The following is a 21,150-nucleotide window of genomic DNA, read 5'->3' as shown; positions in this document are numbered from 1 at the left end:
CTCGCACCGCGCAATAGCTGAATGCGGCGCCCGTTTGTTCTCTGGCAGCAAACGGGCGCCGTTTTTTTCATCTGCAAAAAGTGGATCATGTGGCTTGAGCTTGCCCTTACAGTAAAGGTTAGGGTTTGCCAGTCGGCGTTTTGTGGTGCCGACGGGTTCCGGGGAGGAACAACATGACCACTCATCTTCAATCACCCATTCATCTGCAGTTGCCGCTGAGCGGCATGAGCTGCGCCAACTGCGCCAGCCGCATCGCGGCCAGCCTCAACAAACTCGACGGGGTATCGGCCACCGTCAATTTCGCGCTGGAGCAGGCGGCCATCGAGTTGACCAGCCCCGACCGTCTGCCAGTGGTGCTCGACAGCATCAAGAGTCAGGGTTATGACTACGGTAGCGAGACCTTTTTGTTTCAAATTACCGGTATGACTTGTGCCGGTTGTTCGGCCCGACTGAACAAGATGCTGGCCGCGCTGCCCGGCGTGATCTCCGCCGAGGTCAACTTCTCCATCGAACAGGCCCGGATCGTGCTGGTCCCCGGGATGCAGACTCCGGCCGCTTTGCGCGAGCAGATCGAGGCGCTCGGCTTTGGCGCCCAGCTGGCACAAGGCTCGGCCAGCGGCCGCCGCCAGCAGTTGCTGGAGCGGGAAGCGCAGGAGGCGGCGACTGCCCGTCAGGCGCAAACCCGGGTCATCGTCTCGGCTTTGCTGACGCTGCCGCTGCTGGTGGGGATGCTGGCCATGGCCGGACTGTTCCCCTGGCATCTGCCCGCATGGCTGGAGCTGCTGCTCGCCACCCCGGTGCAGTTCTGGATCGGTGCCCGTTTCTATCGCGGCGCCTGGCTCGCCATCAAGAACCGCGCAGCCAATATGGATGTGCTGGTGGCCACCGGCACCAGTGCCGCCTATTTCTACAGTCTCTATCTGTTGTTGACGCTGGGGATGGCTGCCAGCGGCCAGCTCTATTTCGAGGCGAGCGCCATCATCATTACCTTGATTTCGTTGGGTAAACTGCTGGAAGCCCGGGCCAGACGCAGCACCCAGTCCGCCATTCGCGAACTGATGGCGCTTCGGCCGGAAACCGCCACCGTTTGGCGTGGCGAGAGCTGGCAGAGCGTCGCCATCGACGAGGTGCTGCGCGGCGATCGGCTGCGGGTGCTGGTGGGTGAGCGGGTGCCGGTGGACGGCAAAATCGTGAGCGGCGAGAGCGAGCTGGATGAGTCGATCCTCACCGGCGAGAGCCTGCCGGTGCCGCGCGGTGAGGGCGACAAGGTGCTGGGCGGCGCTATCAACCGCTCCGGCGTGCTGGAAATTGAAGCTACTACGGTGGGGGAGGACTCCAGCCTCAGCAAGATCATCGCACTGGTGGAGAGTGCCCAGATGGGCAAGGCGCCGCTGCAACAGCTGGTGGACAAGGTCTCCGCCGTATTTGTGCCGGTGGTGATGGCCATCGCCCTCTTTACCCTGCTGGTCTGGTACGCCATCAGCAATGACTTCGGTCAGGCGCTGCTGGCAGCGGTGGCGGTGCTGGTGATCGCCTGTCCCTGTGCGCTGGGGCTGGCAACGCCGGCGGCCATTGTCACTGGTACCGGCGTCGCGGCGCGTCACGGCATTCTGATCAAGGATGTGGATACCCTGCAGAAGGCCCACGCCATCAAGGCGCTCATCTTCGACAAAACCGGCACGCTCACTCAAGGCAAGCCGGTGTTGGCCAGCTGGAGCGGCACGGGCGAGCAGCTGCGCCTCGCCGCCGCTCTGCAGCAGGCGAGTGAACACCCGCTGGCGCTGGCCATGCGCGAGGCGGTCGGCAAAGAGGCGGTGCTGCCCCAGCCGGAAGCGGTGGAAGTGCGGGTCGGCGCCGGTATTGTCGGTCAGGTCGCCGGTCACGCGGTCGCCATCGGCAATGGCTCCCTGCTGGCCCAGCTCGGCATTGAGGTGCCACAACAGGATCAACAACCCGCCGACGGCGCGACCCGGGTCTGGGTCGCCATCGATGGTGCGGTGGCTGGCATAGCTGTCTTGGCCGATACCCTGCGCCCCGAGAGTCCTGAAGCCATCGCGACCCTGCGCCAGCGCGGCATCGCCAGCTGGCTGGTGAGCGGCGATGCTCCGGCGCCGGTGGCCCATATCGCCGCCAAGCTGGGGCTGGACGGGGCCTTTGACTCCGTGCTGCCGGCCGGCAAGGTGGAGAAGGTCGCGGCGCTGCGGGCGCAAACCCGCGGGCTGGTGGCCATGGTGGGGGACGGGGTGAACGACGCCCCGGCGCTGGCGGCGGCGGATGTCGGCATCGCCATGGGCTCCGGCTCCGATGTGGCGATGGAGACCGCCTCCATCACCCTGATGCGATCCGACCCGCGGCTGGTGGCCGATGCCATCGACATCTCGGCGGCGACCTGGCGCACCATCCAGCAGAATCTGTTCTGGGCCTTCGTGTTCAACATCATCGGCATTCCGCTGGCGGCACTGGGCTACCTCAGCCCCGAGCTGGCGGGGGCGGCCATGGCCCTGAGCAGCATCACAGTTTTGAGCAATTCCCTGTTACTGAAACGCTGGCTGCCGCGGGCAATGGCCCAGGTCAGCCACAATGTCAGCACTGAATCGAACCGTTAAGGAGTCATCCATGAACATCAGCAAGGTAGCCAAGGCCACGGGACTGACCGCCAAAACCATCCGTTACTACGAGAGCATCGGCCTCATCTCGGCGCCGGTGCGCAGCGACAACGGTTACCGCAGCTACACCGAATCGGCCCTGCGCGAGCTGCGTTTCGTCAAGCGGGCGCGGGAGACCGGCTTCAATCTGGAGGAGTGTCAGGAGCTGCTGGCGCTCTATCGGGACGAGCACAGAACCAGCGCCCAGGTGAAGAAGCTGGCCCAGGAGAAGATCGTCGATCTGCGGGCTCGCATCGCCGGGCTGCAGGCCATGCTCAGCTCGCTGGAGGGGCTGGTCTGCTGCTGTCACGGGGATGAAAACCCCGAGTGCCCGATCCTCGACGAGCTGGAGCGCGGTTGAGTAACTGCTTAATAAAAAACGCTTTATTGTTGCTCAATGAGGGGTAGTGGTAGACTGCTTGGCTCTTGTACAGGAGTACTCAGTTGACCCAGAGTGTGACACGCCAGGTCAGGCAGGCCATCATGGTCCAGCTCTACACCCATGCTTCGTTCAGTCTGCCCTGTCTGGGCTTGCTGGCGTTTGGCTGGAGTCTGCTTTTTCACGACTACCTGCCCGCCAGTGAAGCGCTCGGGTGGCTGGTCGGGGTGTTGCTGTTGCTGCTGTGCCGCGGCTGGCATCTGCGCTGGCGCCAGCCCAGATTGCACCAGACGCCGCTGCCCCTGCTGGAGCGGGAGCTCTTTATCGGGGTGACCATCACCTCCATCAGCTGGGCGCTGGGTGTGCTGCTCTACATGGACAAGCTGCCCGATACCTATCGCGCGGCCATGATGATGCTCACCAGCCTGATCCTCACCGGCAGCGCCATCATGCTGTTTGGCAGTCGCCGCTCGCTCTACGGTGCCGTGTTGCCGCTCGGGTGCGCCATGCTGTTCGAGCTGGGGGCTGGCAACGAGCAGGAGCGGATCGTCTCCTGCATGCTGGCGGGCTACCTCTTCGTCTTTTTGCCGACCCTGCTGCGCCGTCTGCGGCGGGATCAGATCGCCTCGCTCCACCACCGCTTCTCCAACGCCGAACTGGTGGCAGAGCTGAAGGCGGTTTCCGAACATCTGCGCCTCACCTCCCGTCTCGACGGCCTGACCGGCATCGCCAACCGTGCCCATCTCGACGACTGTCTGGAGCGTGCCTGGCGTCGCTGCCACCGAGCCCGGGCACCGCTGTCGCTGGTGCTGGTGGATGTGGATTACTTCAAGCAGTTCAACGATCTCTATGGTCACCAGCTGGGGGATGACTGCCTGCAACAGGTGGCTGGCTTGCTGGCCGAGGTGGAGCGGCGCGAGGACGATCTGGCTGCTCGTTACGGTGGCGAGGAGTTTGCGTTGCTGCTGCCTTGCACCGGCATGCAGGGGGCGCTGCAGGTGGCGGACAATGTGCGGCAATCCCTCAAGGAGCTGGCTATCCCGCACCAGAAATCACTGGTCTCCGGTCGGGTCACATGTAGCTTTGGTGTTGCCACTCTGATACCGGACAACAGCATGAAAATCGCCGATTTGATCCAAAAAGCGGATGCGGCCCTCTATCAGGCCAAGCATAATGGGCGGGATCGAATCGAAGTAGCCTTGATGGGTAAGGTTGCCTGAGTTAATACAGACAGATTAAAGAGGTTGTCTATGCAATGTCATCGTATCGAAGAGCTGCTGGAGTTGTTGCAGCCTGCCTGGATCAAGGAACAGGATCTCAGCCTGGTGCAGTTTGTTGCCAAACTGGCCCAAGAAGCGGGTTTTGAAGGTCCCCTGTCCGAGCTGACCGACGACATGCTGATCTATCACCTCAAGATGCGGGAATCCGACAAGCAGGCGATGATCCCGGGTCTGGCCAAGGATCACGTGCCCGATTTCAAAGAGGCACTGCTCAAGGCACGCGGAATCAAGTGAATCTCGAACAGAAGCACATCACCGCAAGGTGATGTGCTTTTTTGTTGCCGAAATTTGCGATCCAACCCCAATATTAGATACATCTAATCCACACAATTAGCAGGTTGTTTAAGATATAATCCGCTCCATAACAAATAAGGGAGCGATGTCTTGCAATGGCCGATCACGAGAAAATCGATATCAAGGATGTCACCGACAAGAGCGTAACCGGGACTTTCAACCCCAATACGTTCAAAGCCAGCGATGACAGATTCAACCCCGGCAACCGTATCTACGTCCGGGCCCAGACCGGTTACTGGCAGCGGGTGCGCAAAGGGATGGGCTGGTTCTTCGTTGCCCTCTTCGTGCTGCTGCCCTGGCTGCGCTACGAGGGGCGACAGGCGGTGCTGTTCGACCTCGGCCATCAGCAGTTCCATGTCTTTGGTGCCACCATCTGGCCACAGGATCTGACCCTGCTCGCCTGGCTCTTCATGATCGCCGCCTTCGGGCTCTTCTTTATTACCACCTTCCTCGGTCGGGTCTGGTGTGGCTATCTCTGCCCGCAGACGGTCTGGACCTTCATGTTCATCTGGTTCGAAGAGAAACTGGAGGGGCCGGCCAACAAGCGGCGCAAGCTGGACGAAGCGCCCTGGAGCGGCGAGAAGCTGGCTCGCAAGGGGGCCAAGCATCTGGCCTGGCTGCTCATCTCGCTGGTCACCGGCCTGACCTTTGTCGCCTACTTCCAGGATGTGACCCGGCTGGTGCCGGATGTGCTGACCCTCAAGGCGAGTGGCTGGGTGCTGTTCTGGGTGAGTTTCTTCACCATCATCACCTACGGCAACGCCGGCTGGATGCGCGCCATCATGTGTATCCACATGTGCCCCTATGCCCGCTTCCAGTCCGCCATGTTCGACAAGGATACCTTCATCGTCGGCTATGACCCCAAGCGGGGCGAGACCCGCGGAGCTCGCTCGCGCAAGGCCGATTACAAGGCGCTGGGGCTGGGTGATTGCATCGACTGCGACCTCTGCGTGCAGGTCTGCCCGACCGGTATCGATATCCGTGATGGCCTGCAGTACGAGTGCATCAACTGCGGCGCCTGCGTCGACGCCTGTGACCAGACCATGGAGCGGATGGGTTATCCGAAGGGGCTCATCAGCTACACCACTGAGCACAAGCTGGCCAATGATTCCACTCATGTAGCGCGACCCAAGCTGATTGGTTATGGCCTAGTGATGGCCACCATGCTGGGGGTGTTTGCTTACAACGCCATGTCCATCATGCCGATGGGGCTCGATATCCTGCGGGATCGCAACCAGCTGTTCCGCGAGAACAACGACGGGCTTATCGAGAACACCTATACCCTCAAGATCCTCAACAAGACCCTGCAACCCCAGACCTACCAGCTGGATGTGGAGGGGCTGCCCGAGTATCAGTGGTTCGGCCCCCGTGAAGTGACCCTGAAGGCGGGCGAGGTCTACACCCTGCCGGTCAGTCTGGCGGTGGATCCCTACAACCTGAAGCGGCCGACGCTGGATATCCAGTTCGTGCTCAAACGGGAAGGGGCTGCCCCCGATGACAGCAAGGGCAACCTGCGTCAGGGCAGCAAGTTTATCGGCCGGTTGTAACGGTCTGGCCTGCCGCCATGCACGGCAATGGCGGGCAGTAGTGATAGAATGGGGCGCAACGGCGCCCCTTTCTTATGGTGGATGACATGCGTTTCAACTATTCCGATCTCACTCCCGACCTCATCATGGATGCGCTGGATCTCAGCGGTCTGCGGCTTGACTCCGGTCTTATCGAGCTCAACAGCTACGAAAACCGGGTCTACCAGTTTCAGGATGAGGATCGTCGCCGCTATGTGGTGAAGTTCTACCGACCCGGCCGCTGGAGCCGGGCCCAGATCCTCGAAGAGCACGAGTTTGCCGCCCGCCTCTGTGAGGAGGAGATCCCGGTCGCCGCGCCGCTCGCCTTTGCCGGCGAGACCCTGCTGGAGCATGAGGGCTACCCGTTTGCCATCTGGCAGAGCGTCGGGGGACGCCAGTTCGAGGTGGACAACCTCGACCAGCTGGAGTGGGTGGGGCGCTATCTTGGCCGCATCCATCAACTCGGGGCCAGCAAGCCGTTCCACCACCGGGTTCGTCTCGACGTGGATAGCATGCTGCACGAGCCGCGTCAGCTGCTGGCGTCTGGCGAATGGCTGCCAAGCGGGCTGGCCAAGCAGTTCTTCGGGGTGCTGGACGAGCTGATCAAGCATGTCAGCGACGCCATGACCCTCGATGTGGCGCAGATCTCGCTGCATGGTGACTGCCACCCGGGCAACATCCTCTGGCGCGATGGCCCCATGTTTGTCGACCTCGATGATTGCCGCACCGGCCCTGCCGTTCAGGATCTCTGGATGATGCTCAGCGGCGAGCGCAACGAGCAGCTGATCCAGCTCGACACCCTGCTGGCTGGCTACGAGGAGTTCATGGAGTTCGACACGCGGGAGCTGGCGCTCATCGAGCCGCTGCGGGCGATGCGCATCGTCCACTACATGGCCTGGCTGGCACGGCGCTGGGAAGACCCGGCCTTCCCCCGTCACTTCCCCTGGTTCAACACCGATCACTACTGGCGCCAGCAGATAGCGACCCTGCACGACCAGCTGGAGGCGCTCAAGGCTCCGCCGCTCACCCTGACGCCCGGCTGGTGAACCAGCTAGAGGGGCTGAGGGATGAGTCAGCAGGGGTTATGCGCGGGCTGTCGCCGCTCCTGATTACCGGTGGGCAGCGAGGGGAGGAAATGAGCGGCAAGAGGGACTCAATCTCCTGTTCTGGCCATTGACTGGGCAGAGGTGACGCAATAGGCTTGGCACTGCTTCGGTTCGCCGGGCGTGCCTCACAGTGATCCCTTAACAGGAAACATCATGAAAAAAATCCTATTTTTCCTTGCTGCCATGCTGATGATCCCCATGGTTCACGCCGCCCCCGAGTTCAAGGAAGGCGTCAACTACGATGTGGTGAAACAGACTGGTACCGCCCAGCCGGAAGTGATGGAGTTCTTCTCCTACTACTGCCCGCACTGCGCCACCTTTGAACCGATCGTCGAGCAGATGAAAGCCGAGCTGCCCAAGGGCGTCACCCTGAAGAAGAACCCGGTCGGTTTCCTCGGCCGTGAAATGGGCCCGGAGATGCAGCGTGCCTACGCCGTTGCCAGCCTGCTCAACGCGGAAGCCAAGCTGACCCCGGCCATCTTCAACAAGATCCATGTTCAGCGTCAGCCGCCGATGAGCCGCGATGACGTGAAGCAGCTCTTCGTCGCTAACGGTGTACCGGCCGAAGAGTTTGACGGCGCCGTTGACAGCTTCGCCGTGTCCGGCATGGTCTCCCAGTTCGATCGCAACATGGAGAGCTACAACATCCGTGGCGTACCGGCCTTCCTGGTGAACGGCAAGTACATGATCAAGATTGAATCCATCTCCTCTCAGGAGCAGTTCAACCAGCTGGTGAAATTCCTGCTGGCCAAGAAAGACTGATCACTCTTGAATTGATAAAAAGCCCGCCGGTGCAAACCGGCGGGCTTTTTGTTTTCTGGCAATCTGGCAGGTCAGACCCCGACGTGGAACGCCTGCTTGAGGTTGCGGATAAACTCCGCATCCCGGCAGAGGGTCTTGCCCGGGCTGTCGGAGATCTTGGCAACCGGGCCGCCATTGCATTCGATCAGCTTGAACACGATGTTCATCGGGCTGACGCCGGGCAGGTCGCAGGTGAGCTTGGTGCCGATGCCGAAGCTGGTGTTGATGCGGCCGCGGAAGTGGCGGAACAGCTCGACCGCCTTGTCGAGATTGAGGCCGTCGGAGAAGACCAGGGTCTTCTCGGCTGGATCGATGCCGAGGCGTTGATAGTGGCTGATCGCCTTCTCGCCCCATACCACGGGATCGCCGGAGTCGTGGCGCAAGCCCTGATAGCGGCTGGCCAGCTCGAAGTCGAAGTCGCGCAGGAAGGCATCCATGGTGATGCAGTCGGTCAGCGCGATGCCGAGATGGTCGGTGAACTCGTCCAGCCAGCTGGTGAGGGCGGCGCGCTGGCTGTGCTCCAGCGGGAAGCCGAGCTGCTGGTGAGCCTGGAACCACTCGTGGGCCTGGGTACCGACGGCAGGCAGCTGGTACTTCTGGGCCAACATGTAGTTGCTGGTGCCGCGAAACGCCGGCAGCCGCTCCTTGAGGCGACCCACCACGGCATCCTGTACCGCGTGTGAGAAGCGGCGGCGGGTGCCGAAGTCGATGAGGTTGAACTCGCTCATCTCGTCGCGACTCAGCTCTCGCTCCAGCTTGTCGAGCTTCTGATCGAGCCGCTCCAGCGCGTGGCTGACGCCAAACTGGGGGTAGCGGAAGCGGTTGCGCATCTCGCTGATGATGGCGAGCACCGGGATCTCCCACAGGATCACATCCTGCCACGGCCCCTCGACCCGCACATTGATGCGGCCATCCTGTTCGAACACCTTCAGCAGGGAGGCGTCGAGCGGCTTGCGGCGCAGATGGTCGAGGTAGTCAGGGGTGAAGAAGGGGCGCTCGGCCAGAAAGTGGTGCTCGGATTTGGTCAGCCGCAGGGAGCCGGCGAGGCGCAGTTGCTCCTCGATCTGCCCCATCATGGGCAGCAGGTCCTCTTCGTTGCGGCTGTGGAATTCAGCCACCACCTCGGCATCCGGATAGCGATGAAACACCGCTTGCTGCATGTGCAGCTTGTAGGCGTCGGTGTCGAGCAGGCTGGTTAGGATAGGGGGCATATCAGGCGTCCAGCAGGCGTTGAACATCGGTCAGGGTCTGGGCCAGTTCGGCGCCAGCCTCGATCATCTGGGTGTGGGCGCTGGCAATCGTCTCGGGGGCGATACCACGGCAGGCATCGAGGTGGACGATCACCCGGAAACCGGCGCGGCGCAGTTGCAGCACGCTGGTCTTGACGCAGTAGTCGGTGGCCAGGCCGCCGACCAGCACAGTGGTGACACCACGGGCTTGCAGGAATTCGATGAGGCCGGTGCTGCGGCGCTCTGCCAGATCGTGGAAACAGGTGCCATAGGGGTGCAGATCCGGCTCGACTCCCTTCCAGATGAAGAAGTCGTAATCGATGGGAGCGGGCAGACCATCGAGCAGCTCGAACCCCTTGCTGCCGGGGACGCAGTGTACCGGCCAGGTGAGATCGGCGTTAGGAAAATCAAGCGGTTGCAGCATGGTAGCAGGCTCGCTGGCCACCCAGACCGCATTGGCGGGGTGGGCATCCTTGCTGCCGATGCGCAGGCTGGCGAGGGTGGCCTGAGCGTTGAGGGCCGCCACAATATCATCCCCGCCCGCGACGGGCAGTTCGTTCGGGCAGAGAGGGGTAAAGCCCTTCTGCGCATCAATATCCAGACTGGCGACGGTTCCCATGATTGGCTCCTGCACATACTATTCGTGTGATATTATCTACCAAACATTAATGGAAGGCGAGCAGGGCGATCGGGATGCTGAGAATGAGTCTGGATATGGTGGTGCTGCGGTTGCATGAGGAGCGGCTCGAACTGCTGCTCGAGACCCGCGATCGCCCCCCTTTTGCCAACTGCTGGCAACTGCCTGCCCTGCGCATCGACGAGACGCTGGACCGGGATCTGGATGCCGCCCAGCGCCGCCTGCTGGCGGAGTGGGGGCTGGGTGACTGCTACAGCGAGCAGGTCTGTACTCTCGGCAATCTGGAGCGGGATCCCCGTGGCTGGTCCACTACCCTGGTTTACCTCTGTCTGGTGGCGCCTGAAGTGGAGACCCGCCACGGTTGCTGGCATCCGGTTTCGACCCTGCCGGGCATGAGCCTCGCCTTCGACCATCTCCAGCTCATCGCCAAGGGATTGGAGCGACTGCGCATCAAGAGCCGCTACAGCACCCTGCCGCTGCAACTGCTTGGCACCGAATTCACCCTCTCCGAGGTGCAGCGCGCCTTCGAGATCATCCTGCAGACGCCGATGAATACGGCCGCCTTTCGCAAGCGGATCCACCGCGCCGACATTCTGGTGGACACCGGCCGCAAGCGTACCGGCAAGCAGCGCCCCGCCATTCTCTACCGGTTGGAAAGCCCCTGCTGCGTGATGTTCGATCAGGTGATGCACGGAGCGGAAGCGTGAGCGCATCCCCTGTTCGTGTGCTGGTCAGCGCGTGTTTGCTCGGTCAGCCTGTGCGCTACGACGGTCAAAGCAAGGGGATAGTCAGCGACTGGCTGAGTGAGCTGGGTGCCGAGGGGCGGGCTCTGGCGTTTTGCCCCGAAGTGGCGGGTGGTCTGCCGACCCCGCGCCCTCCTGCCGAGCGGCAGGGAGAGCGAGTGATGACGGCGAGCGGGCTGGATGTGACTGCCGAGTTTGATCGCGGCGCCGAGCTGGCGCTGGAAATCTGTCAGGCGCAGGGTATTCGCTTCGCCCTGCTGAAAGAGGGGAGCCCCTCATGTGGCAGCGGCCGTATCTATAACGGCCGCTTCGAAGGTGTTTCTGTGGCGGGCGAGGGCAAGACCGCCGCCCTGCTGCGCCGCCACGGTATTGCAGTGTTCTCCGAGGATCAGTTGGCCGAGTTGGCTTCTGCGCTCTCTTTGGATTCATCCCCGGATTTGGCGGCCACCGGCAGCGGCTCCTGACCGCTCTGCCACTCCTCCAGCACCTCGTCTTTCTCCTGCCAGCGCTGGTTTAGCCACTCCTGAAAACCGCGCTTGAACTGCTTGTCGTTGAAGTAATCCCCAATCAGGGCCTCATCCACCGGCAGCTCCTCGATCCGTACCTGAATGCGTTTTACCCGTCCCATCAGGAAGTCCTTGAACGGGGTCTCGGCGTTGTCCGGATAGCGGATGGTGACGTTGATCAGGCTGTCGAACTGCTCGCCCATGGCGGCCAGCGTAAAGGCCAGCCCTGCCGCTTTGGGCGGCATCAGGTGGCGATAGCGGGAGCGGGCGGCATCCCGTTTCTGCTCGGTGAAGCGGGTCCCTTCCACGAAATTGATGACGGTAGTGGGGATATGGCGAAACTTCTCGCAGGCGTTGCGGGTGGTCTCGATATCCTTGCCGCGCAGGTGCGGGTTGCGCAGCAGGAATTCCCGTGAATAGCGGCGCATAAATGGCATATCGAGCCCCCAGCAGGCGAGCCCCAGCAGAGGGATGTAGATCAGCTCGTGCTTCATGAAGAACTTGGGCACCGGCAGCCGATCCCGGAACAGGTGGCCGAGCACCACGATGTCGGTCCAGCTCATGTGGTTGCTGATGATGAGATACCAGCCATCCTTGCGCAGCCGGGTGCTGTCTTCCACCTGCCAGTCGATGCGGGTGGTGAGGCGGATCACCAGCGCGTTGCAGGCCAGCCACAGGCGCATGAAGCGGTTGTTGAGGCGGCTGCAGGCGCGGCCAAAGGCTGGCACCGGCAGCAGCAGTTTGGCCAGCGAAACCAGCAGGATCAGGCTGGCACACAAGGTGGTAAAGAGAATGGTCAGGCCGGCGCTGATGATCAGCACCAGCGGGCCGGGAAGCATGGATAACATGAGTGTTTACTGCGCCTTGGTTGCCAGCAGCTGGTTCAGGGTCTGGTCCTTCTCGTGCCAGACCCCGTTCAGCCACTGCTGAAACTCTTGTTGGAACTCGGGGTCATTGAAGTAATCCCCCACCAGTTTGCGGTCGATCGGCAAATAGCGGATCTGAACCTTGATTTGCCCGACCCGGCCACACATGAAATCCCAGTAGCTGGGAATACCGTCCGGATAGGCGATGGTGACATCCACCAGTTGATGCAACTGGTCACCCATGGCGGCCAGAGTAAAGGCGATGCCGCCTGCGCGCGGATGGAGCAGGTGACGGTAGGGCGAACCCTGCTTCTGATGTTTGCCCTTGGTGAAGCGGGTGCCTTCGACGAAGTTCATCACACTCACTGGAATGTGGCGGAACCGGGCACAGGCTTTACGGGTTGTCTCTATGTCTTTTCCCTTCAGATGGGGATGCTTTTCCAGAAATTTCCTGGAATATCGCCGCATGAAGGGGAAGTCGAGCGCCCACCATGCCAGACCGAGAAAAGGTACCCAAATCAGCTCTTTCTTGAGGAAAAACTTCAGGAAGGGAATTTTTTGGTTAAAAACCCGCTGCAGTACCAGTATGTCGACCCAGGATTGATGGTTGGCAATCACCATATACCACTCATTCCGGCGCCCTTTGTCCACTCCGACCACATCGAAAGGGGTTCTGATGATGGTTTTCTGGATCAGATTGTTGAAACCGATCCAGCAGCTGGCACAGCCATCCAGCAGCAAGTTGCAGAGGGTGCGCCACCCCTTGAGGGGGAGCAGAAGTTTGAGCAGACCCAGCGAGAAGATGGGAACAAACCAGAAGAGGGTGTTGAAAAAATAGAGCAGGGTGGAGAGGCTGCCGCGCAGTCGCTCTATCAGCTTGTTGGGCATGAGTCGGGTCCGTCTTGCTGTCGATAAAGGGCCATCAAGTGGTCAGATCTGTGGCCATAATATCAGCCGATGGCCCGTGAGACCATTCAGAGCCGTTACGGGGTTGGACTCACCCTTTCCCTTCTGTCAGCTGCTGCGCAGTCGCGATAGCAGCCGATCCATGGCCCGGTAGCCGAGCGCCTCGATAAGATGCTCCTTGCCGATAGCGGGTTGCCCGACCAGATCGGCGATGGTACGCGACACCCGCAGGATGCGATGCCAGGCCCTGATGCTGAGCCCCAGCTTCTGAATGGCACTCTCCAAAAATTCGGCATCTTGCGGTGATAGTCGGCAAATATCCTCTATTTCGCGACTATCCAGCAGGTTGTTGAGCTTGCCGTTGCGGCTCAGCATCCGCTCCCGTGCCGCCAGTACCCGATCGCGGATCTGCTGGCTCGACTCCCCTCGTTCTGCCTTGCCGGTCAGACTCCCCTTGGGCAGCAGTGGCACCTCCACCGTCAGGTCGAAGCGGTCGAGAAAGGGGCCGGAGAGCTTGCCGAGGTAGCGCAGGATCTGATCCGGGCTGGAGCGGGTCTGGCCATCGCCATAGTGGCCGCAGGGGCTGGGGTTCATGGCGCCCACCAGCTGGAAGCGGGCGGGGAAATCCACCTGACGGGCGGCCCGGCTGATGGTGATGTGGCCGGTTTCCAGCGGCTCGCGCAGGGAGTCGAGCACCTTGCGCTCGAATTCGGGCAATTCATCCAGAAACAGCACTCCGTTGTGGGCCAGCGATATTTCGCCGGGCCGCGGGTGGCTGCCACTGTAAGATATGGAAATAAGTGCAACACTACGAACGTCGGATCAATGAGTCCACGCAATAAGTGCACAAATTATTGCGACCAAAATCTACTGATTAACTGCAATGAGGATCGCTATGTATACCAATAACTGCGATGACGTACGGCCCAGACAGATGCGTAAGATCAAACCAACACGCCGTAGCGTTTCTGGGTTGTATATGTTCAATGGCCACTCATCTATTGCATACGAATCTACTTTGGAACGTGATTTTTTGATCCGTACAGAGTTTTCTCTGAGCGTACTCGACGTGATTCCTCAACCTGCTCAGATTCCTTTTGTCTCAGCAAATGGACGGACATACACATATACACCGGACTTTCTTATCTATTACCGTCTTGGTAGTTGCAGCTCTTACGATGACTATCCCAAGCCTGTTCTTGTAGAGGTCAAACCCGAGAAAGAATGGCGTAAGCACTGGCGTGAGTGGCTACCAAAATGGAAGGCTGCTTGGCGTTATGCTCGGTCCCAAGGATGGGAGTTTCATATTCGTGACGAGTCCCGAATTAGGGACCAGACGTTCGACAATATCCGCTTCTTGGAACGTTACAAGAGGATGTCATTTTCGGTAGAGGAAAGCCGATGGGTAATTGAGACAGTTCGTCATATGGGGTGTGCAACGATTGACTACCTGCTTGCCCGCCATTTCATGGGCATTTATCGAGCTGAAGGTGTGGCGCATCTTTGGCACTTGCTTGCTACTAGACAGCTGGATTGTGATATCAGCCGACCGCTCAACGAATTCAGCGAATTATGGATCTCCACTCATGAATAAAAATGATGAATTCGACATGCCGAATATAGCATTCGAGCCTAACCGAAAGCGGGTAAAAATTGATGTTGGGCAGTTTGTACAACAGGACAATACCGTTTATCAGATCGCACAGGTTCTTGATTTTGAGTCTGTTATTGGTGTTGCTGTAGAGACTGGACGCAGTGTCCCGCTGAGGATTGGCGATCTGCGATCAGTTGCTGATACCAAGGATACCAAACTTCAGATTGCACAAGACCTTGCAGAAATTTCGGATGAAGGTTGGCAAATCGCACAACAGCGCTTTGCTGCGATAAGTCCGTTCGTTGGTAAATTCCAAATTGGTCGAGATGAGGCAGAACGCCGGGCGAAAGAACTGGGGATTGATCCTTCAACTCTTTACCGTTGGCTACAACGTTACAATGCCTACGGTACCGTGACAGCGCTAATTCCCAAAAAACGAGGCTGGCAGGAAGGAAAAAGTCGCATTTCCCCAGATTGTGACGAGATTATCGAAAAGACGATCAGAGACTATTACCTGACGCTTCAGCGGCCTACTGCCAAGAAGACAATAACGGAGGTTCTGCGTTTGTGTGCCGAACGCGGAATCAAAGCACCAAACCACATGACCATTCGGGCGCGTATCGCTAAGGTTTCAGAGAAGGAACGGCTACGCGGCCGTGGGTTCAAGGAAAAGGCCCAGAATAAATTTCTACCCGTCCCTGGTAGCTTTCCAAATGCCGATTACCCCCTTGCAGTCGTGCAGATTGACCATACACCGGCAGATATAATCTTGGTCGACGATTTATATCGGAAACCAATAGGCCGTCCTTGGATCACGCTTGCAATGGACGTTCATAGCCGTATGGTTACTGGCTATTACCTATCCTTTGATCCACCTTCGGAAACATCCGTCGCTATGTGCGTAGCACATTCTATGCTACCCAAAGATGACTGGCTCTTACTCCATAAGGTTGATACCTCGTGGCCTATTTGGGGGGTTCCCAGAACTATTCACGTCGATAATGGCGCAGATTTTCGTTCGAACAACTTTCAGCAGTCGTGTCTTGCTTACGGTATTAATCTCGAGTTCAGACCGGTCAAACAGCCGCGCTACGGTGGTCATATTGAGAGGATGCTTGGTACCTTATTACGCGAGATCCATGACCTTCCAGGTACCACATTTTCGTCTATCAAGGCTCGTGAAGGTTACGATGCGGATAAGCATGCAGCGATGACCAAGTCTGAGTTCGAGACTTGGTTGGTAACACTGATCTGTAAGGTTTATCACCAGCGTCTACATGCTTCTATCGGGATGACTCCGCTGAAAAAGTGGGAGATTGGCGTTTTTGGTAATAATGATTGTCAGGGCGTTGGTGTGCCACCTAGACCAGGAGACAGGCTAACGATACTTCTGGATTTCTTACCAGCCTTCCGGCGCACAGTACAGACCTTCGGCGTGACTATCGACGGTATGACCTACTATGCCGAGGTACTACGCCCGTGGATCAATATAGAGGATTCGGAAACTAAGAAGAAATTGGCTCTCGTTTTTCGACGTGACCCTCGTGACATAAGTTCTATATGGTTTTTTGATCCAGACCTTCAGCAGTATTTCAAGATCCCCTTCGCTAACCAAGCTCTGCCAGCTATGAGCATTTGGGAATACCAGCAAGCCAAGGAGAATTTGAAACGTGAGGGCGTAGCCAGTGTCAATGAGCCTGGAATTTTACGTGCAATCACGGAGTTGCGAACGTATGTAGAAGAAGCCCAAGAACGAACTAAGAAAGCTCGCCGTCAAGCACAGAGACGTAAAGAGCACGAAAAAAATATATCACCGGCAGCACCACTACCAGTTAAGTCAACCCAGGTGGACGAGTCCTCCCGGCCAGCATTCATAGGCCTCATAGACGGCGACATTGATACTTTTGGAGACATCGCATGAGTCCACTCAAGCACATCCACTCAGATTTTCATCACATCATGTTGCTTTCCGATAAGGAGCGAATTGAGTTTCTGGATGAACCGCGGTGGATTGGTTACAAGACTGCTCAGCAGGTCATGGATACCCTCCAAGGTCTACTGCATAAACCGGTACGGCCACGTATGCCTAATCTCCTCCTCGTGGGCGATTCCAACAATGGCAAAACCACAATTGTTCGACGTTTTTTTGAACTGTGTGGGCAAGGTTATGTCAACGAGGACGCAGATCCAGTGAAGCCCATAATCCTCGCAGAGGCTCCGCCTAGTGCCGATGAAAAAGGTCTATATATTTCCATTTTGGAGCGTTTTTTTACTCCGTACAGGGCAACAGATCCAGTATCTAAACTGCGCTATCAGGTCATCCACCTTTTCCGTGCATGCCATGTTCGCATGCTCATCATTGACGAGTTTCATTCACTACTCACTGGGTCTGCTGTTAAACAGAGAGAGGTAATGAACGCCATCAAGTTGCTTTGTAACGAGCTCGCGATCCCTATCGTCGGCGTTGGGACTCGTGAGGCCGTAAGGGTCTTACACACCGATCCACAACACGCTAGCCGTTTTGATGTCATGAGTTTACCTGTTTGGGAACTGAACCCCGATTTCCAGCGTCTTTTGGCCGACTTCGAGAAGGTGTTACCTCTGAAGAATCCATCCCGGCTTCACCAACCTGAATTGGCCACAGCCCTGCATGCAATTTCCCAGGGCAACATCGGTAACCTCCATTGCCTCTTGGTTGAATGTGCTAAGGAGGCAGTCAAGAGCGGGAAAGAGCACATAGACAAGAACATCATAGAGTGTAAAGCCTGGGTTCGACCTACACGCGGCATCCGAGAGTTGATGGCGTGAGTACCTATTGGGTTGTGTCTGTAGCCATTTTGCCAGATGAGCTCTTTTCTTCTTGGCTTACGAGGGCTGCGTTAGTTCAGGGATGTGACCCATTGGTACTCACGGGTGTGCTCTGGCCTCGCTGGAGGGTCTGGACGAGTGATCCTGATCGTGGTTTGAATGAGGTGCGGCTTTCTACTCTGGCGGGTGTCTCTGGTATTGATGCATTGAGGCTTGAGATGGCAACTCTTCGTCCTATTGCATCGGCAATCACATCGGTATCTCTTGAACACTTGTCTCTCTGGCCATGGATACTTGCGTTGGGATCGAAGAACCGAAAACATCATGGAGGTTTGCAATACTGCCCCTGCTGTTTTCAGGCAGACAGGAAGCCTTACTACCGCCAGCAATGGCGGTTAGCATGGCATACATGTTGTCCGACGCATGGCATACACCTTCTAGACCGGTGTCCCGCCTGTAATGCTCCTTTGGAGCCTCACAGGTTATCAGCAGAAGACGGCCATCTGGCGAGATGTGCTACGTGCAAGTCCGACTTGCGTAAAGCCGATGCCGCAGTGACTCCGATGGCGGCACTCGCTTTCCAGCGTGCTGCCGATCATGTTCTGAAGACCGGACTAGGGGTTTACGGTACAGAGAGTCTTCATACTCACGATTGGTTCGAGCTTTCCCGGTACTTTGTGATGATTCTACGGAAGGCTGCTCTAATGAGGAATGAAGGGCTGTTGACGTTTGTACAAATGCTGGGCGTCAACACCGATAATCTGTGGTCACCTGCAACTGGACTTGCACTTGAGCTTCTGCCCTTTGGAGAGAGGGCGCTGTTGCTCGCTGGAGCCTGGGAAATGCTTAATGCTGGACCTGAGTGCTTTCTTGCCTCAGCCATGGGGGCGCGGCTCACCAAGGAATCACTCCATTATCGGAACCATCAGGTTCCCTATTTGATCGCTACCCTAATCCAAACACTACCAGGAAAAAAAATCACCCGGACACGTAAAATTCAGGATGGTATGGATAGGCCTCGGTCACGCCAAACCGTCATGCGTATGTTCGCTCGCTTGCAACGCAAACTGTAGGTGGTGACTCGGTGCAAGCGGCTCTAATTCTCCTGAGTTGTGATCAGTGCGGTCGGGAAATGATCAAGGCACATCGCATTTACAAGGGACATCGTTACTGCTCGACCTGTTATTCCCGCGTGTTCAAGCGCCGTATTTGCCCGAAATGTGGCGATTTTGCACGGCTTCCTGAGAGTGAGCCGGTCGCAGTGTGCCGAAAGTGTGAGAATGACAGGCCTTGCATTCGTTGCGGAAAAAACAGCTATGCCATAGGCAAGATCACGATCTATGGCCCAGTTTGCAATGCCTGCTCACCATATTTCCGAAAGCCTGAACAATGCGAGGTATGCGGCGTGCTTTCATCAAGGCTTACCCGGCTGAGCCGCCTTGGGGACGACCGCCGAGTCTGTCCAAAATGTGCTCGCGCTGATTATGGTACATGCCAAGCTTGTCGCCGCTATCGGTGGCTACTAGGGACTTCAGATGGTCGGATGTTATGTAAGATGTGCCTTGAGAAGGGTGAGGTGGCTTGCCCTAAGTGCCAGGAAGAGATGCCTGCAGGATATGGTAGTCAATGTCGGCAGTGTTATTGGCGAGGGGTGTTGGAAAAGCGCATCAAGATGGATTGTACAGCCTTTTCATTGCCCAGAATGGCGATGCATTTTGAGGTCTTTGGTCACTGGCTAATGGTTTTGGTGGGCGTAAACAAGGCGGCTCAGACAATCCATCGTTACCTACCATTCTTCATGGAAGTAGAACGTAATTGGAAGGATTTCCCCGAGTTTGCAGTGTTGCTGGCACACTTCGGTACCGCCAAGCTGCGCCACGTGTTTTTACCCATGAGGTGGATGGAGGTAACAGGCCTCGTGGTGCCTGATATGGCGGCAAAGGCTGACGATTCCGATCGCCGGCGTATTACAGCCACACTAGACAAGTTTGCTAAGGGGATGAAGGCTCGAGCGCTCCTTGAGGGCTATTACAAGACTCTCATGAAGAACATGAATGCAGGCAAGATGACATTACACTCGATTAGGCTGGCCCTGTCGCCCGCAGCCGCTCTACTGTGCAAGGCGAGTGAGATGGATCGCATTCCACCGAATCAAAGGGTGCTTGATATCTACCTAGCAAAGCGACCAGGTCAGCGGGCTACCATCTCCGGTTTTGTACGGTATCTACGTGAGGTACACGGCGCCAAGATTGCTTTACCAAAAGCCAATCGTGGTAGAGCATTACGGCAACGGCGAAAGAAGCTAGAAATCGAGCTACTATTACTTATGAGAGCCGGCTGTTACAGCAGTGAGTTAAAAAAGCAGTGGCTATCAGTCTCGTTGGCATATTTTCATGGGTTAAATAGAAAGGTCGGATTCCAGGTTTTGAATAAATATCTTAGTGAGTCTGATGATGGATTGGTTGTTGTGTGGAATAATGAATTATATTGGCTGCCTATGTATCCAAAATGAGTCATAACAATAGGTTATGATACGGAGTGTCTAGATTCACCCATACATAACCCAAAATAATATTGCACCAGAGACCGCTGGGAACCAAGCCAAAAATCTATATAGCGTTAGCCAGCATCGCGCAGTTTCGATATTTGAGTTCAATCTTTCAGACATGTCATCAATATCTTTTTTTAGCTTTTCTGGATAATTGTTTTTATTTCCCTCAAAAGACTGGTCCATCATGTTCTTAGAATGCTTTACTGACTCAAGTTGAGCTGATTGATTTATGATAACGCCAACAACTAGAATCGCAGCAATCAACAGGCCAAAAACAAGCAACATACTAATAAGTAAAGAGCTATCTTTATGAAGCATTGCAACAATCGCTGCAAGAGATACAGGGATCGAGAACAACTTACCAATTAGGTCGCTGGTGATTTTTGAAAGCTGCTCTGCGATTTTTATCTCAGCTTCGGCAATCTCTTTTCTGACTTTATGAAATGCAAAACCACTGAGATAGGTACCCAAATTGTTTTGATATATTTCTGCAAAAGCGGTCCAATTTTCAGAGAGTTTTTTGAATGCAGCCTTTGGCTCCATGCCTTTGACAAATTCATAAATTGAACTATATAGAATGCTTTTCCTTGGTTGGTAGTGAGGGTCTAAAACTGCATCTGATGACAATATAGATGTTAATAAAGACAGGTCGTCAAGATTCGCATTCATAATATCATCGGTAAGTTCAATATCAAGAACTACTGGGTGTGGTGTTTTATCTTCGGTAGATAGGAACACCAATTTATTTTTGTCATCAATTATTTTTGCATCATGATAGTGTGCAAGTTTCGATAGACTTTGCACAAGAGTACATATTTTCTGTAGTTGACAAATCTCAGCGCTCTCTTGATTGTCACTATCAGAGGAGAAAAAAATGTCCCTATCTAAAATATAAAATGAATCTGGTAATTTTAAACTCATCCGTATAGGGGATGTTAAGATGGATGGTACGTCATTATAAAATTTTTCAGAAGAACTTGATGCTAAGCGATAAGATAGGTTAATTATCTCGCCGTCAATCAATTCTCTAGAGTCATCCAGCCGGTCATCTCCATTGCTGGCGGTTGCCCATTTTAGTCTGCCATAACCATTATTGCTCTCCGTGGATGTAGCTATGCGTAAGGCCTCGAAATGAATTCGAGTCTCATCTGAGATAGCAAACGCCCCCTCAAAGACACTATTACACACTGGGGGGCGATTACACGCTCTGTAAATAGCAACTACATCACGTAGAGACATT

At 56.6% G+C, this 21,150-nt stretch carries 19 protein-coding genes and 2 pseudogenes; 15 read left to right on the top strand and 6 right to left on the bottom strand.

The window, feature by feature from the left end:
• The first annotated feature begins 173 nt into the window (after positions 1 to 173).
• The 7 genes from AAHA39_RS12350 to AAHA39_RS12320 all read left to right on the top strand — a co-directional run bounded on the left by AAHA39_RS12350 (position 174) and on the right by AAHA39_RS12320 (position 8,031).
• Positions 174 to 2,606, top strand: coding sequence for a heavy metal translocating P-type ATPase (locus AAHA39_RS12350; protein ID WP_320655761.1), 2,433 nt, complete (start codon positions 174 to 176; stop codon positions 2,604 to 2,606).
• A gap of 10 nt (positions 2,607 to 2,616) precedes the next feature.
• Positions 2,617 to 3,006, top strand: a complete 390-nt coding sequence (cueR, locus tag AAHA39_RS12345) for a Cu(I)-responsive transcriptional regulator (protein ID WP_041209465.1) — start codon at positions 2,617 to 2,619, stop codon at positions 3,004 to 3,006.
• 83 nt (positions 3,007 to 3,089) lie between these two features.
• On the top strand, positions 3,090 to 4,244 hold the full coding sequence (locus tag AAHA39_RS12340) for a GGDEF domain-containing protein (RefSeq protein WP_041209466.1): 1,155 nt from the start codon (positions 3,090 to 3,092) through the stop codon (positions 4,242 to 4,244).
• A gap of 30 nt (positions 4,245 to 4,274) precedes the next feature.
• Positions 4,275 to 4,538 (top strand): YihD family protein, encoded by a 264-nt coding sequence (locus AAHA39_RS12335; RefSeq protein ID WP_005339598.1) that lies wholly within the window; start codon positions 4,275 to 4,277, stop codon positions 4,536 to 4,538.
• A gap of 155 nt (positions 4,539 to 4,693) precedes the next feature.
• Positions 4,694 to 6,145, top strand: a complete 1,452-nt coding sequence (gene ccoG, locus AAHA39_RS12330) for a cytochrome c oxidase accessory protein CcoG (protein WP_201930979.1) — start codon at positions 4,694 to 4,696, stop codon at positions 6,143 to 6,145.
• Between the two features lie 74 nt (positions 6,146 to 6,219).
• On the top strand, positions 6,220 to 7,209 hold the full coding sequence (locus tag AAHA39_RS12325) for a serine/threonine protein kinase (RefSeq protein WP_320655760.1): 990 nt from the start codon (positions 6,220 to 6,222) through the stop codon (positions 7,207 to 7,209).
• Positions 7,210 to 7,422: 213 nt separating this feature from the next.
• The gene (locus AAHA39_RS12320) at positions 7,423 to 8,031 is read left to right on the top strand and encodes a thiol:disulfide interchange protein DsbA/DsbL (protein WP_041209469.1); all 609 of its coding nucleotides are present in this window, start codon (positions 7,423 to 7,425) and stop codon (positions 8,029 to 8,031) included.
• A 71-nt stretch (positions 8,032 to 8,102) separates the two neighbouring features.
• On the opposite strand, the gene pncB is transcribed toward AAHA39_RS12320, so the two are convergent.
• Both pncB and AAHA39_RS12310 read right to left on the bottom strand, forming a co-directional pair.
• The gene (gene pncB, locus AAHA39_RS12315; protein ID WP_041209470.1) at positions 8,103 to 9,281 is read right to left on the bottom strand and encodes a nicotinate phosphoribosyltransferase; all 1,179 of its coding nucleotides are present in this window, start codon (positions 9,279 to 9,281) and stop codon (positions 8,103 to 8,105) included.
• A gap of 1 nt (position 9,282) precedes the next feature.
• On the bottom strand, positions 9,283 to 9,918 hold the full coding sequence (locus AAHA39_RS12310) for a nicotinamidase (protein WP_041209471.1): 636 nt from the start codon (positions 9,916 to 9,918) through the stop codon (positions 9,283 to 9,285).
• Positions 9,919 to 9,992: 74 nt separating this feature from the next.
• Here AAHA39_RS12310 and AAHA39_RS12305 point away from each other — a divergent pair, with 74 nt between their 5' ends.
• Positions 9,993 to 10,643 carry an NUDIX hydrolase gene (locus AAHA39_RS12305; RefSeq protein WP_042031952.1) on the top strand — a complete coding sequence of 217 codons (651 nt, stop codon included), beginning with the start codon at positions 9,993 to 9,995 and terminating at the stop codon, positions 10,641 to 10,643.
• Positions 10,640 to 11,143: a DUF523 domain-containing protein gene (locus AAHA39_RS12300; RefSeq protein WP_320655759.1), complete on the top strand. Its 504-nt coding sequence runs from the start codon at positions 10,640 to 10,642 to the stop codon at positions 11,141 to 11,143. Before AAHA39_RS12305 ends, AAHA39_RS12300 begins: the two co-directional genes overlap by 4 nt.
• Here AAHA39_RS12300 and AAHA39_RS12295 read toward each other — a convergent pair.
• The 3 genes and pseudogenes from AAHA39_RS12295 to AAHA39_RS12285 all read right to left on the bottom strand — a co-directional run.
• Positions 11,068 to 12,033: an acyltransferase gene (locus AAHA39_RS12295; protein ID WP_320655758.1), complete on the bottom strand. Its 966-nt coding sequence runs from the start codon at positions 12,031 to 12,033 to the stop codon at positions 11,068 to 11,070. The two genes, AAHA39_RS12300 and AAHA39_RS12295, sit on opposite strands and share 76 nt — an antisense overlap.
• 6 nt (positions 12,034 to 12,039) lie before the next feature.
• Positions 12,040 to 12,939: an acyltransferase gene (locus AAHA39_RS12290; RefSeq protein ID WP_320655757.1), complete on the bottom strand. Its 900-nt coding sequence runs from the start codon at positions 12,937 to 12,939 to the stop codon at positions 12,040 to 12,042.
• Positions 12,940 to 13,065: 126 nt separating this feature from the next.
• A pseudogene (locus AAHA39_RS12285) lies at positions 13,066 to 13,767 on the bottom strand (ATP-binding protein); the annotation flags it as partial.
• A 124-nt stretch (positions 13,768 to 13,891) separates the two neighbouring features.
• On the opposite strand from AAHA39_RS12285, the gene AAHA39_RS12280 reads away from it, so the two are divergent.
• The 6 genes and pseudogenes from AAHA39_RS12280 to AAHA39_RS12260 all read left to right on the top strand — a co-directional run bounded on the left by AAHA39_RS12280 (position 13,892) and on the right by AAHA39_RS12260 (position 19,871).
• Positions 13,892 to 14,551: a heteromeric transposase endonuclease subunit TnsA gene (locus AAHA39_RS12280; RefSeq protein ID WP_236326978.1), complete on the top strand. Its 660-nt coding sequence runs from the start codon at positions 13,892 to 13,894 to the stop codon at positions 14,549 to 14,551.
• A complete protein-coding gene (locus AAHA39_RS12275) occupies positions 14,544 to 16,472 on the top strand; it encodes a Mu transposase C-terminal domain-containing protein (protein ID WP_320655756.1) in 1,929 nt (642 codons plus the stop codon). Before AAHA39_RS12280 ends, AAHA39_RS12275 begins: the two co-directional genes overlap by 8 nt.
• Entirely contained in the window at positions 16,469 to 17,359 is an 891-nt protein-coding gene (locus tag AAHA39_RS12270) for a TniB family NTP-binding protein (RefSeq protein ID WP_236326989.1), read from the top strand. Before AAHA39_RS12275 ends, AAHA39_RS12270 begins: the two co-directional genes overlap by 4 nt.
• Positions 17,356 to 17,784: pseudogene (locus AAHA39_RS20580) on the top strand (TniQ family protein); the annotation flags it as partial. The gene AAHA39_RS12270 and the pseudogene AAHA39_RS20580, both read left to right, overlap by 4 nt.
• A gap of 108 nt (positions 17,785 to 17,892) precedes the next feature.
• Positions 17,893 to 18,432: a hypothetical protein gene (locus AAHA39_RS12265; RefSeq protein WP_236326991.1), complete on the top strand. Its 540-nt coding sequence runs from the start codon at positions 17,893 to 17,895 to the stop codon at positions 18,430 to 18,432.
• 581 nt (positions 18,433 to 19,013) lie between these two features.
• Positions 19,014 to 19,871: a hypothetical protein gene (locus AAHA39_RS12260; RefSeq protein WP_320655755.1), complete on the top strand. Its 858-nt coding sequence runs from the start codon at positions 19,014 to 19,016 to the stop codon at positions 19,869 to 19,871.
• A 36-nt stretch (positions 19,872 to 19,907) separates the two neighbouring features.
• Here AAHA39_RS12260 and AAHA39_RS12255 read toward each other — a convergent pair whose 3' ends face one another.
• On the bottom strand, positions 19,908 to 21,149 hold the full coding sequence (locus AAHA39_RS12255) for a hypothetical protein (protein WP_320655754.1): 1,242 nt from the start codon (positions 21,147 to 21,149) through the stop codon (positions 19,908 to 19,910).
• Between the last annotated feature and the right edge of the window lies 1 nt (position 21,150).

The sequence above is a fragment of the Aeromonas sp. SE22 genome (genome assembly GCF_038739755.1).
Classification (GTDB): Bacteria; Pseudomonadota; Gammaproteobacteria; order Enterobacterales; family Aeromonadaceae; genus Aeromonas; species Aeromonas jandaei.
This window is presented reverse-complemented; position numbering and strand designations above follow the sequence as displayed.